Raw genomic sequence first — 12,846 nt, forward strand, 5'->3', positions numbered from 1 at the left:
TCTCCCCTACTCGGCGATGAGGTCGGACATGACCTGTTGGAGTACGGCTGCCTGGCGGGACAGCCGCATCGGATGGAGGTACTGCAGAGCGCGCCACAGCTGACCGGCGTGCTCCAACGTGCCGGCAATGCGCTGCAGGTGCTCGACGCGCTTCACGACGTCGCGGCTGTCGGCGACGATGAGTTCGCGGGGCACGAAGTCCTCACCGTCGACGACGTCGGCGGGCATCAGCGGCAGGCACCCTGCCACGAGAGCCTCGAACAGGCGTTGCGTGATGTGCCCGGCTCGGGCGTACCGGTGTGGCAGCAGCATGACCGTGGCGAGGGCCCGGCGGTGGATGGCGTCGACCTCGCTGAAGGCGCACCGGCCGGTGAAGTTGACGTGTGGCCACGCGTCGACTCGCGTCCACTTCCCCGCGACCTGGTGGCCGAGGTGTGCGGCGGCCTTGGCGAAGTAGCGGTCGAACGCGTCGTCGCGGTCGTACTGGTTGCCGATGTACACCAGTGACAGCGGGCGGTGCATCCTGGCCAGTTCGTACGCGTCGGCCTTGTCGAGTAGCTGGTCGGGTACCGGGCACAGCATGGTGGTGGCGCCGGGTGTGGGCCGGACAGCGAACTCCAACACGCGAACGTTCGGTAGTCTGCGCAGTGGGTCATCGGCGCGGAGTTGCCGGTCCAGGTCCCAGATGACGGTGGGTACGCCGGCGAGTGTGTAGCGCTCGATCAGCTCGGTCTGCCGGTGCAGATCGCAGGTGTGCCCAGGCGACCCGCACGCGGTGGTGTTGCGCCCGGGCAGGGGCCACCGCCATTCGAACATCACCACGTCGAGGTCGGGCGCCGCGTCGCTGAAATCGTAGTAGTTACGAAGGTCCAGGCCAGCCTCGGTGAGGTCGCGGTTGGCCTGCAGCAAGGTGACCCGGTGGCCGGCGGCTTGCAGCTCGTCGAGCAGCGGCCGGCGATATGACCGCGAGCCGTCGGGCGTATCCACCACGCCGTCGCCCAGAAAGCCCCAGCAGCTGTAGCCGATACGTAGCCGCTTCATCAGACCAGCCCTGCGGTCCTGGCAGCGTTCTGGGCAGTGCTTGGCAGGACGTCGCCCACCTGGTTTCCGGGCAGGTCAGCGTCGGTGGTGGTGTGGCCGCGTTCGAGGATGAGCACGTACGAGAACAGGCCCGGTCGTTTGCCGGTCACACGTTCGTGGGCGGCCAGGAGTTCGCCCGTGCGGCCGTCGAAGATCAGTTGCCAGGTTGACCCGTCGCCGGTCACTGCGAAGCCCAGGCCTGTGCGGCCGGCGATGTCGGTGGTCTTGCCCTGGTAGGTGATGGTGGGGATGCCGGCCAGGAGTCGCAGGGTCGCGGTCCGCTGTTCCTGGTTGAGGTATTGGCTGGTAACGAGTCCGACGATGCCGGAGGCGAGCAGGAGGGGGTACGCGGGTTCCTTGGCCAGTATCGGTGGCGCGAGCGCGTGGGCCAGCGCGGTGGGGTCGGTGGGCGACGGCTCGGGCAGGTAGTGGCGCAGCGTGCCCCGCCCGTACTGGGTGGTCTTCTGTGGGGCGTGTGCGAACAGTTTCCGCTCGTCGGGGTCGGGGTGGTGGTCGACGCCGAGCAGGTCCGGTAGGCGGCGGGTGGTCTCGCGTCCGGAGCTATCCGCGCCGCGCCGCCAGCGTCGCACGTCGGTGCGGGTGATCGCGTTGGTGGCGCGGTTCCACATCTGCAGGTGTAGGTAGGTGTAGGGCCGGTCGGTGGTGTCGTCGGCGGGGGTGGCGGCGATGCTGGCGGCCAAGGCGGTCAGGCGTTGCTGCGCGGTGAGACTCGGTCCGGCGTCGACCGAGGGCGGCAAGAGGGTGGGCGGTTGCGGTTGCGGTTGCGACGGCGATGCTGGTGTTGACGTCGACCGGCCGGTTGGCGGGCCCGACTGGCAGGCGGTGAGCAGGACGCTGCCGAGAAGACCCACCACAAGGCGGGTAGGAGCGTTTCGTCGGGGCATGAGCATGCCGTGTGGTTCCTCCCTGGGTGGCGGCGATACGGCGCTGGATCGGCGCCGGAGCATGTCGGCGGCCTGGCGCCGATCGGCGGGACGCGTTGATCAGCAGTGGCGGCAAGCGGCTATCGGGCGGACCGGGCGGACCCTTCTGCTCAGGGGCCAGAGCTTCGGTCCGCGGGGCAGGTTCAGCGGCATGGCGGCCTGGTATCCCTGCTGGCTGAGCGAGTCCCGAGCCGCTTCGGTGGTTACCACGGTGTAGACCGGCCATCCGGTACCGTCGACGACGGGGTGGTGTCGGCGCAGCAGTTCACCGGCGAGGCCCTGTCGCTGGTAGGCGGGGTGCACGGCGAGCCACGACAGCCAGTGGTGTGGCGCCCAGGACTTGTAGCTGTCGATGGCGGAGTTCAGCGTGTCCAGGCGGTGGGCTGCGGTGCCGGCGAAGGTTGCCAGGTGGTGGTCCCCGAGCGGCCATCGCGGGGCGTCCGGGTCGTGGCTGCGCCATACCGCGACCGCCGAGAGGTTCAGCGTCACGTCGACGGTCCCGGTCTCAATCGCGTGATCGACGTTGACGGCGAGCAGGCGGTGCAGGACGGTGATGCGCTCGGTGGGGTCGGGCAGTAGCCACTGGATGACGGGATCGCCGTCGAGTGTGCCGGCCAGCAGTACCGTGATCGCGGCGACGTCCTGGGGTGTCGCCGGGCGGATGGTCGTGCCCAGGGCGGGGCCGTTCACAGTGGCCGCCTGCGTGGCAGGAGGTCCGTCGGGAACGGCGCGGGGCTGCCGTCGGTCGGTTGGCCGCGCCACATTCGCCAGATGAGCGGTCCTTGGGTTGGTAGGTGGATCGGGGCGCCTTGGCGGTAGCCGAGGCGCAGGTACAGGTCCCGGCTGCGGGTGTTACTGGCCTCCAGGTACGCCGCCCGGTTAGCTGCGTCCAGCGTTTGGTGTGCGGTGGTGAGCAGCGCAGAGCCGACGCCACGGCTCTGGCGGCGTGGGTCGACGGCGACGTAGGCGAGGTAGTCGTGTGGGGCGTGTGGGTGGTGTGTTTCGAAGATGGCGTCGAGCAGCAGGAACTTCGGCGCGTACTTGCCGGTCGCCTTTTCCACCACGTAGTAGTGGTCGGTTGACGCCAACAGGGGGACCTCGTCGCGGGTGTACCAGATCGCGACCGCCGACAGGTCGGAGGTGGTGTCTACGCGCCCGTACCGGAGCCCGTGGTGGAGAACGTGCTTGAAGTAGCGGAAGTAGACCGTGCGGCGGTCGTTCAGGTCGGGAACGAGCCAGTCGGCGACAGGCCCGTCGAGGAACGCCTCCACCAGCACGGTGATGAGCGGGCCGGCGTCGTCGGGTGTGGCCCGGCGGACAGTGAGGGTGCTGTTCGATTGCATGGTCGCTCCTGGTCAGGCCGGCTGGCGGGTGGCGTCGGGGGTGCGTACCGGTGCGGTGGCGCTGTCCGCGCCGAGGCCGATCGCGGTAAACACGTCGGGACGGGTGGCGCGCACGATCACCGCCCATACGGTGCCGAGGACGGCGGCGATGCCGTAGGCGGCGGGGAACCACCAGCGCAGCGGCGACGTCGCGGAGACACCGAGCAGGACGTCGAACTCCTGGATGGTGACGACGAGAATGGCGCCCAGCGCGCCAGCAGCGGCCAGCGGCGCGATCGCGGTACGCCACAGGCCGTCACGGTGCGGGGTGCGGGCGAAGAATCCGACCACCGCGGCGGAGGTGACGGTCATCAGAATCAGGACGCCGAGGCCGCCGGTGACGGTGATCCAGAAGAACAGATGCACGATCGGGTCGGCGCCGGCCACCGCGTAGCCTGCGAGGACGGCTACCGCGATGACGCTCTGGACGATTGAGCCGGCCTTCGGTGCGCCGGTGCGGCGGCTCGTGCGGCCAAGCCACGCGGGTAGGACCCGCTCGCGGCCGAGTGCGAACAGGTACCGGGCGACGGTGTGGTGAAACGCCAGCAGCGCGGCGAACAGGCTGGTGATGAACAGGACCCGGCCGACGGTGACGATGCTGGCGCCGAGGTGCGGGGACACCAGGTTGAACATGAGGTTGGTGCCGTCGGCGCGGGCGGCGTCGACGATCTTGTCGGGGCCGGTGGCGACGGACATCGCCCACGCGGACAGCCCGTAGAGCAGGCCGATGACCGCCACCGCGATGTATGTGGCTCGCGGCACGGTGCGGCGCGGGTCCTTCGTCTCCTCAGAGAACACGACGGTGCCTTCGAAGCCCACGAAACCCGTGATCGCGGTGACCAGCGCCGCGCCGATACCGGCGGCGAAGATGTGCGACGGGGCGAGCGTGTCGAAACTGACGCCGGCGGCCGGGTTGCTGACCATGACGACGTCGAAGACAACCGCGACGGCGCACTCGGCGACGAGCACCACGGCCAGCACCTTGCCGTTGAGGTCGATGCGCAACAGCCCGAGAACGGTCACGGCAGCCCACGCGGCCAGGGCACACAGCCACCAGGTGGTGTTCCAGCCGTAGCGGCCCTGAAGGAACTGGGCCAGTACCGCGCCGAACCCGCCGTAAAGGCCGATCTGCATCGCGTTGTACGCCAGGAGCGCGACGAAGGCGGTGGCGACACCGGCCGGCTTGCCGAGGCCGTGCGTCACGTAGGTGTAGAACGCGCCGGCGTTGACGATGCGCCGGGACATGGCCACGTAGCCGACAGCGAACAGCGCCAGGATCGCGGCAACGACAAGGTAGGACACGGGGATGCCGACGACGCCGGTGACGGCGTACCCGGTGGTCGCGCCACCAGCGACAACGGTCAGCGGCGCCGCCGCGGCGATGACGAAGAACACTACGGACGGGATCCCGAGACGGCCGCGTGCCAGCACAGCCGAGACGGTGTCGGGTTTCGATGTACGCATCGGGTCTCTTTCAGCAAAGGGTGGTGGGGATTGACCGCGCTCAGGTGCGGTGACTCAGGACGCTTCCGCCGACCGCGCTGCTGAGGTCGGCAAGCAGGTCGCGCACCGGTTGTGGGGTCTGCGCGACCACCTGACGCAAGTGGGTACGGACGGCCAGCGACGCACCGTCGAGCAGGGCCCTGTCCAGCTGGGTGTGCAAGGCCAGGCCCGCGAGCACCACGTCGAAGGAGTTGAGGCGGCGGGTGAAACGCAGGTCGACCGACAGCCGCGCCCACGACGACGCAGCGACGTTCACGTCGGTCGGCACATGGATGGTGCGTTGACGCCACAGCCGGCCAACCTGTTCCTGCCGCAGCAGCCCGACCTGCCACATGCGGTCGATGACCTGCTCGCCGGCGGTGGCGGCCAGGAACGCCAACCACGTCCGGGTGTCGCTGTGCTGCGGCTGTGCGATCAGCCGGTCAAGCACGACGTGTTGCAACCAGTTCCTCGGCGGCCAGGGCTGGAGCAATTCGATCTGCCCCTGCTTGAAGGTGATCCGGCCTTCGCCGTACAGCTCGGCGAGTAACGCGGCGGCTAGGCCGTGGTTCAGCGCGGACTCGAACAGGCGTGGCCGGCCGGTCTGGTCGTCGTGGGCCATGAACCAGAACTCGTCAGCGAGCAACGTGGGTCGAGCGGGGACGGTGCCTACCGCCCGCACGAGACGCTGCGGCTCGGCGGGCTGGATGTCGACGGGCCTGGCAGCGTCATCGGGGGCACCGGGGTGTGTGTGCACGGCGGCGGGCCTTCCTGCGTCAGGTGCTTTCAGCGGGTGCGGGGTTGCCGCCGGGTCGCGGCGGGCATGCTGGGTGAGCTCCTGTTGGGCCCACAGGTTCTGGTCGCAGCCGCTGGGTTTGCAGTGAAAGCAGGTGCCGCCGTCGGCGTGTTGCCGGGCGGTCATCCGCGCGGATTCGAGCCTCTCCGCGAGCCCGCAGCCTTCGTTGTTACGGCTCATGCCGGACCCTCCCGTAGCGGCGCAGCGTAGCCAGCCGAACGCGCAACTCCAGGCACGGCACGTGCTCGTCGACATGCGGGTAGGAGCACCCGGGGCGGTGACCGGTCACCCACACCCACTGGTCGCTGCCGTCGGTGTGCAGGCCGGTGACGACGACCTCGACCCGGCCGCCGGGAGCCAGGTCACGGCTCTCGGACCAGTCGTCACCGTCAAGCGTCAGCAGGACGCCCGGTTCGACCTGCGGGATCGACGCGGTCGCGTTCACTCTGACCGCCCCTTCGCCCGGACCGGGAGCAGCCGCCGCCAAAGAGCCGGCTTCGTCGTAGTCGTGACCCGATCGGCCGCCATCCAGAAACCAGGGTTGCGCTGGGCGAGATCATCGGTCTCCTGGTCGGCTCGACCTGGCCCGGGGAAATTGCAGCCGCCGCGGTCGCCGTACAGCGTGGCCGCGCCTTCCCAATCGAGGCCGAAAAGGCTGTAGGGTTCGCCGTCGCAGGCGGGAGCGAACCGCTTGCGCCGCATCGGCGCTACCTCCTCCAACGACGGTGCACTGCCCGGTCCTCCCCTCGGCACGCACCACTTCATCCGGCGCATTTACCCTTCCTCGCGCATCTCTGAAGGTTGACGAATAGCTCGCTGCAGATCAACGATCGCGGAGTCGGGCGGAGCTGGGAATGCCGACCTTCCGTCCGACTTCACGTACCGACTTTCGGTCCGACCGGTGTGTGACCTGCGAAAAGGGTCAATCCGCCTACTCCCCTGAAGAACATCTGCCGGGCTGGCGGGGGTTACATTGGCCACTCCCCGGCCAACCGACCGTCGACCGGGTCCGAGTAATCCTTGGAGGCTGCCGATGAACCGCTTCAGTCCGTGCTTGTCCAGCACCCGTTACGCCGAGATCGGCTTCCCCGTCTCGGCAACCACGCCTGATGCTTCCTTGACTGGGGTGTGCACCTCGCCACGATGACGGCAGTGGCTGGGCAAGCGTCGCGGCTCGAATGGAGACCGTCGGGCTAGATACGCCGTACCGTCCTGCCTCGGTGACGCCAGCGAGGAATCCCTTGACCTCACGTGTGCCTACCGCAACGATGGCGGTAGTGGGTGGCGCGAGGCCAATACCGCCGTAGTGGCGCGCCCGCGCATCCATCCAACAGCCTGGCCTACCCGGGGGTATGCGACGGTGCCTCGTCATCCGGAGACGTTGATCAGGCCGAACACGTTGCTCGCCGAGAGACGTGTGGGTTTGCCGTCGCCGCGTCGGCCCGGGCAGCGGATGTCCCGAGCCGAGCTGGCGGATGCTGTTAACGCTGCCTTGCATCGGCTCTACCCGAACCGAGACCTCGCCGCCGACTATGTCGGCCACCGCTGGGTCGGCAAACTCGAACGAGGGGAACACCGATGGCCAAGCCGCAAGCGCCGAGCCGCTCTACGCCAGGCGCTAGAGGTCAATACCGACGCCGAACTGGACCTTTATAGCCCACGGCGCACCCCTGACACCGCCCCTCCCGGGCTGCTACAGGACTATCTAGCTGCAGACCGAACGACCCGCGCTCCTCTCAACGATGAACTAGTTCACGGCGATCCCGACGCTTGGCTACGCGAACTTGGTCGCCTCACCGCACAACCCACCTGCACATGGCCTCAACTCAGAATCCGCGTTCGCGAATACCTCGATGTCCTCGACCATCTCCAACGCGACCGTGCCCAGCCGCACCTCGCGCGCATTGACGCCCGCTTGTCGGAGTTCATGAGCTGGATCGCCGACAACACCACTTCGCCCGATGGTGCGATTTGGCTGGACCGCTCACACCGCCGCGCGACCGAGGCCGACGACCAGTCGTTGAGCGCCTACGCCCTCATGCGACAGAGTCAGCGCGCTATCGACAACGGGGACATTCGCATGGCGATCGCCCTCTCACGTCGCTCCTTGGCACCCGGCCCAGTATCCGCCCGCACCCGCGCATTGTGCCTGACCCGCATGGCCGAAGCACTGGCCGCCAGCGGCAGCGATGATGACGCCTCCACAGCAATCGCCGCTGCCCGCCGTGAACTAAAGGGCGCCGCGAACAACGTCAGCGATCAAGACGACTTTGCGGCGCACTGCGATCTGCGCTACGTAGCCGCTGCGGACGCCCGCTGCCGGCATTTGCTCGGCGACTCGACCTCCGCCACCCTGATCTTCGAGGAACTCCTCAAGGACTTAAGCAACATTACGCGAGTCGATGGCGGGCTGTGGTATACCCACCTTGCCGAGTGCTACCTACAGCACGATCCGGAACGCGCTGCCCATTACGGCATGGCTGCGCTGCAATTCGCAGACGAAGGATCTTACCGTGTCGTCCGCGCTACCCAGCCACTCGCGATAGCGCTGCGCCGGCACAGCGCCATGCCTTCGGCGCGCGCCTTCGCAGACAGGCATCGAGCCGAGGTGACAACCCAGTGACACAATGGCCGCGTGGACCTGCTGCCAATCATCACCAGCACCGACGTCGCCACCCACGCTCCTGACGTAGCGATCCTACCCGTCGGTAGCTACGAGCAGCATGGATCCTTCCTGCCGCTTACCACGGACACGATCGTCGCTACCGCAATCACCGCAGCCATCGCGCAACGGCACAACCTTCTAGTCCTGCCACCGGTCACGGTGTCTTGCTCGCACGAGCACGCCCGCTGGCCCGGCACCGTCAGCATCAGCCACCAAACCCTCTCAGCGATCATCGAGGACATCCGAGCCTCGCTCGCCGCGAACGGAATTACGCGACTGGCCATCGTCAACGGCCACGGCGGCAACTACGTGCTGTCGAACATCGTGCAGACCGCCAACGCCACGGCACTGGGCTCAATGACGCTGTTCCCCACACATGCCGACTGGCGCAAGGCCCGACAGGACGCGGGCCTGAACAGCGACGCACACCGCGACATGCACGCCGGTGAGCTGGAAGTATCCATCCTGCTGCACGTACAGCCTCACGTGGTCGGCGGGCACTTTGTGGACGAAGACCACGTCGCTGATGAGCGACCGATGTTGCTGGTCCACGGGATGGGCGCGTACACGAAAACCGGAGTCATCGGCCGTCCCTCGGCTGGCACCGCAGCCAAAGGCCGAGCTCTACTGGCAAGCCTGGCCAAGTCGTTCGATGACCACCTCACCATCCTGCAAGCCAGACAGTGACCCGAGAGCAGCAGCCCTGACCGCAATACGGCAGAGACGAACACGCATGCCCGCACTCCCCAGCGAGCTCTCGGTCGACTCGAAATCCGACGGCATGAAGTTTGCGGTGGCGGCCGCAAGACCGCTTGCGGAAGGATCTTCGCACGGCGACCACGAGCTCATCGACGCAGTCCGCTGGTGTCGTAGGAGCGCCCTCGCCCTTTGGTTTACCAGGGCAGCGGTCTGCTAACGCTCGCTGGACCAGCGGTACCGCTATACCTCAGCGCACCGGCTGAACGGCAGCCGCGCGTAGTGGTCGCGGACTTCGCGGACTGGGAATCTGGCGAGTTCCGCGTTGACTACCTCGGCCTACTCGCTACGGGACATGCGCGGCCCGATGCTCGTCGATCAGATCACCACGACCCACCGCAAGACCATCGACTGTAACGAGCTCGTGTCTCCAGCCGTTCTTCGAACCTATCAAGCGGTCCTCGGCGAGCAGGTGCTGCGCGTCGGGCCCGGCCTGGACCGCATCAACCCCCTGGATGCCGGCCCGTGGCGGCAGGTCCTCGACCGCGTCAACGAGCGCACCGGCGCCGTCGTGCGCGCCGCGGTGACCGACCGGCGGCTGAACATGCTCGTCGCCCTGGCCACCCTCGTGCGGCGCAGGCCCGTCACCTCGGATGAGACCACCGTCCTGGCTGCCGCGCTGCGCTACCTCGCCGAGCGGGAGACCGACACCCGGCCGGTGCTCTCCGATGTCCTGCGCGTCATCCGTGACGCCCCCGCCGAGGTCCGTGCGGTCACGCTCTGGCAGGAGGATGGGGACGTCCCCCGGTTCCGTGAGGATGTCGCCAACCTGCACCGCACCCTGCTGGCGCTGCTGCACGGACCGCTCGGCGACACCTTCGAGGGGCAGACCACCACGCCGATCCGCCTCGACACCCCGGCGGTGTGTGTCGACATCTTCAGCATCGACGACACCGACGAGCTGCGCACGGCCGCGACCCTGCTGTCGACCTGGTCCTACGGCTTCGCCCAGGTGGAGGCCGCGCACCTGATGGCCGACCTCGGCCTGGCTCCGCCGAGAACGTTCTTCACCGTCCTCGACGAGTTGTGGCGGGCCCTGCGCGTCGGGCACGGCCTGATCGCCCACACCGTCGCCGGCGGAATGCCACTACGCCAGTCCTGGGAGGACATGGCCGTCGACATCTGGGGCCCCCGAACCGGCATGACCACCTGCCGGGCGATCCCCGCCATCGTCGCCGCCCCCGGCCCGACCCTGGTCACCAGCGTCAAAGGCGACATCGTCGACGCCACCCGCGACATCCGCGCCGCACGCGGCACCGTGTGGGCGTTCGACCCGCAGCACATCCTCGGACCCAAGCAGGGCATGTGATGGAACCCGCTGCGCGCCGTGGCCACCATCACCGACGCCTGGCGCCTGGCCGAGCATTTCGCCTCCGCCGAACGCGAGCCTGGTGTCAGCCGCGACGCCTTCTATGACCCGAGCTCCGAGGAGCTGGTGGCGAACCTGCTCCTCGCGGCCGCCGTGTCCGGCCGGGACATCCTCGCCGCGTACCGGTGGGCCGTCAGCCCTCGCGACGACGAACCCGCGATGCTGCTGCGCGAGCACGGCTTCGACCTGCCCGCCGACACGGTCGCCGGGGTGGTCAACATGCCCGACAAGACCCGCGGCGGCATCTACGCAGGCGCGCAGAAGATGCTCATGTGCCTCACCGAACCCGCCGTCACCGCCTGGATCACCCCACCCACGCGCGGCGGGGTCCTCGAGTTCGACCCGGCCGCGTTCGCGGCTAGCACCGACGTGCTGTACCTGCTGTCCCAGGGCGGCCCCGGATCCCCCGCCCCACTGGTCGCCGCCCTCACCGACGCCGTCCTACGCGCCGGCGAACTACGCGCCCGCACCTGCCCCGGCCGACGCCTCGACCCGCCACTGCTGAGCATCCTCGACGAGGCCGCCAACATCTGCCGCCTCCGGCAGTTGCCCAACCTCTACTCGTACTACGGCTCTCACGGGCTGCCCATCATCACGATCCTGCAGTCCTACCCCCAGGGCGTCGACGTGTGGGGACGCGAGGGCATGCGCAAACTCTGGTCCGCGGCGAACGTCCGCACCTACGGCGGCGGCGTCGCCGACCCCGACTGGCTGGAAGAACTGTCCAAGCTCATTGGCGAGCACGACGTCACGACCAGGTCGACCAGCAGCAGCGGATCCGGGTGGGGCCAGCGGTCCGTCTCCCACGCCACCCGACGGCAGCGAATCCTCGACGTGTCCGACCTGCACGCCCTGCCCCGCGGCCGGATGGTCGTCTACGCCTCCGGCGCCCCGCCCGCACTCGCCCGCACCGCCCCCTGGCAGAACGGCCCACACGCCGAAGCGATCCGCGCCTCGATCGCCCGCTGGGACCCCCACGGCCGCACCGACTGGACCCTCACCCCCGACGACGCCCCGCCGGAGCCGACCCCATGACCCTGCCCCAGCCCGGACCGGCCAGCGACCCGATCGCCGACCTCAGCGCCCTGCTCGGCCAACTCGCCGGCGACCCGGACGTGACGCCGCCGGCCGCCACACCGCCAGCCGGCAACGACGACGCCCCAGAGCCGGCCTACCGCAACATCGAGGCATTCGTCGGGGACTACCTCGCCCACGTCGTCGAGCGGCGCCTCGCCACTGGGCCGACCTCTGGGGTGAACTGGTGCCCCCGCTGGTGGGCGCACCCGGAGGCGATCTCCCGCCTGTACGCGCTGTGGCGAGCCTGGGAAACACTACGCATCAGCGACCCACAGACCGGCATGAGCATCTGGTGGCGCGACCACCTCGACCCACACCTCACCGCACTCGCCGCCGAGTACGGGCCGTTCAGCCGATGCAGCCCAGACAAGCACACCGATCCCCGGCCGCTGCCCGTCGAGCCAGCGCCACCGGAGGTGCTTGCGCAGCTCCCCGACGCCGATAGCCTCTGATCCCGTTCAGGCCGTGGCGTGAGTCGCAGTCCTTAGTTGTTTCGGGCCGCCGGGGCAGGTACGCGACGGTGGCCGCCCCGGTGTTGCGATCCTCGCCCGGCACGGAGCCCGGGCGCAGCCTCGGCGCTCGTGCTCAGCTCGTACTCCCTCGATAGGTGTTGCGATCCTCGCCCGGCACGGAGGCCGGGCGCAGCGTCCGAGCGCAGGCGCGCGGCCCAACGCTGGTTTGTGCCGTTGCGATCCTCGCCCGGCGCGGAGGCCGGGCGCAGCGCCGCGTCGATCGCGGTGGCTGTGTTCGCTCTGCTGGGGTTGCGATCCTCGCCCGGCGCGGAGGCCGGGCGCAGCGCGCCAAGCCCGGGTGCGTGGACGACGACCCACTCGTTGCGATCCTCGCCCGGCGCGGAGGCCGGGCGCAGCCGGCTGGTCGGAAATCAAGCTCGGGCCCCGCCTCAACGTTGCGATCCTCGCCCGGCGCGGAGGCCGGGCGCAGCTGGATCATCACTTGGGCCAGGGGCGTCACCTTCCCCATGTTGCGATCCTCGCCCGGCGCGGAGGCCGGGCGCAGCGCGTACGAACAGCCCTATCACCCGTCGACCTGGTCGGCGTTGCGATCCTCGCCCGGCGCGGAAGCCGGGCGCAGCGCCAGCTCCGAGCCGGTGCCGGTCGCGGCCGTCGGGAGTTGCGATCCTCGCCCGGCGCGGAGGCCGGGCGCAGCGGACGCGCCGGTCGTCCAGGTCCGCCGTGACTTCCACGTTGCGATCCTCGCCCGGCGCGGAGGCCGGGCGCAGCTTGTCGACCGCCTCCAGGCCGATGTTGCCGGAGGCGGGGTTGCGATCCTCGCCC

At 69.1% G+C, this 12,846-nt stretch carries 13 protein-coding genes and 1 CRISPR repeat array (1 of these 14 cut by a window edge); of the genes, 5 read left to right on the forward strand and 8 right to left on the reverse strand.

Annotated elements, in window-relative coordinates:
* Positions 1-6: 6 nt before the first annotated feature.
* From ACGFIR_RS09675 to ACGFIR_RS09710, 8 genes are all read right to left on the reverse strand, one after another.
* On the reverse strand, positions 7-1,041 hold the full coding sequence (locus ACGFIR_RS09675; RefSeq protein WP_393144247.1) for a hypothetical protein: 1,035 nt from the start codon (positions 1,039-1,041) through the stop codon (positions 7-9).
* A complete protein-coding gene (locus ACGFIR_RS09680) occupies positions 1,041-1,781 on the reverse strand; it encodes a hypothetical protein (protein WP_393144249.1) in 741 nt (246 codons plus the stop codon). Before ACGFIR_RS09680 ends, ACGFIR_RS09675 begins: the two co-directional genes overlap by 1 nt.
* A 303-nt stretch (positions 1,782-2,084) precedes the next feature.
* Positions 2,085-2,714, reverse strand: a complete 630-nt coding sequence (locus ACGFIR_RS09685; RefSeq protein ID WP_393144251.1) for a GNAT family N-acetyltransferase — start codon at positions 2,712-2,714, stop codon at positions 2,085-2,087.
* Positions 2,711-3,367 (reverse strand): GNAT family N-acetyltransferase, encoded by a 657-nt coding sequence (locus tag ACGFIR_RS09690; protein WP_393144253.1) that lies wholly within the window; start codon positions 3,365-3,367, stop codon positions 2,711-2,713. The genes ACGFIR_RS09685 and ACGFIR_RS09690 overlap by 4 nt, the downstream gene beginning before the upstream one ends.
* Positions 3,368-3,379: 12 nt before the next feature.
* Positions 3,380-4,870 carry an APC family permease gene (locus ACGFIR_RS09695; protein ID WP_393144255.1) on the reverse strand — a complete coding sequence of 497 codons (1,491 nt, stop codon included), beginning with the start codon at positions 4,868-4,870 and terminating at the stop codon, positions 3,380-3,382.
* A 40-nt stretch (positions 4,871-4,910) separates the two neighbouring features.
* Complete coding sequence (locus ACGFIR_RS09700) at positions 4,911-5,864, reverse strand: GPP34 family phosphoprotein (protein WP_393144257.1); 954 nt, start codon at positions 5,862-5,864, stop codon at positions 4,911-4,913.
* Positions 5,854-6,129 (reverse strand): hypothetical protein, encoded by a 276-nt coding sequence (locus ACGFIR_RS09705; protein ID WP_393144259.1) that lies wholly within the window; start codon positions 6,127-6,129, stop codon positions 5,854-5,856. The genes ACGFIR_RS09700 and ACGFIR_RS09705 overlap by 11 nt, the downstream gene beginning before the upstream one ends.
* On the reverse strand, positions 6,126-6,386 hold the full coding sequence (locus ACGFIR_RS09710) for a hypothetical protein (RefSeq protein WP_393144261.1): 261 nt from the start codon (positions 6,384-6,386) through the stop codon (positions 6,126-6,128). The genes ACGFIR_RS09705 and ACGFIR_RS09710 overlap by 4 nt, the downstream gene beginning before the upstream one ends.
* Before the next feature lie 751 nt (positions 6,387-7,137).
* On the opposite strand from ACGFIR_RS09710, the gene ACGFIR_RS09715 reads away from it, so the two are divergent.
* From ACGFIR_RS09715 to ACGFIR_RS09735, 5 genes are all read left to right on the forward strand, one after another.
* On the forward strand, positions 7,138-8,307 hold the full coding sequence (locus ACGFIR_RS09715; RefSeq protein WP_393144263.1) for a hypothetical protein: 1,170 nt from the start codon (positions 7,138-7,140) through the stop codon (positions 8,305-8,307).
* Between the two features lie 12 nt (positions 8,308-8,319).
* Complete coding sequence (locus tag ACGFIR_RS09720) at positions 8,320-9,036, forward strand: creatininase family protein (protein ID WP_393144265.1); 717 nt, start codon at positions 8,320-8,322, stop codon at positions 9,034-9,036.
* A gap of 334 nt (positions 9,037-9,370) precedes the next feature.
* Positions 9,371-10,414 carry a hypothetical protein gene (locus ACGFIR_RS09725; protein WP_393144267.1) on the forward strand — a complete coding sequence of 348 codons (1,044 nt, stop codon included), beginning with the start codon at positions 9,371-9,373 and terminating at the stop codon, positions 10,412-10,414.
* A gap of 18 nt (positions 10,415-10,432) precedes the next feature.
* Positions 10,433-11,509, forward strand: a complete 1,077-nt coding sequence (locus ACGFIR_RS09730; RefSeq protein WP_393144269.1) for a type IV secretory system conjugative DNA transfer family protein — start codon at positions 10,433-10,435, stop codon at positions 11,507-11,509.
* Positions 11,506-12,003: a DUF4913 domain-containing protein gene (locus ACGFIR_RS09735; RefSeq protein WP_393144271.1), complete on the forward strand. Its 498-nt coding sequence runs from the start codon at positions 11,506-11,508 to the stop codon at positions 12,001-12,003. Before ACGFIR_RS09730 ends, ACGFIR_RS09735 begins: the two co-directional genes overlap by 4 nt.
* A gap of 82 nt (positions 12,004-12,085) precedes the next feature.
* Positions 12,086-12,846: a CRISPR direct-repeat array (repeat unit 37 nt; unit sequence GTTGCGATCCTCGCCCGGCACGGAGGCCGGGCGCAGC); it runs 3,272 nt beyond the window's last position.

The organism is Micromonospora sp. NPDC049051 (assembly GCF_043197575.1).
Taxonomy (GTDB): domain Bacteria; phylum Actinomycetota; class Actinomycetes; order Mycobacteriales; family Micromonosporaceae; genus Micromonospora.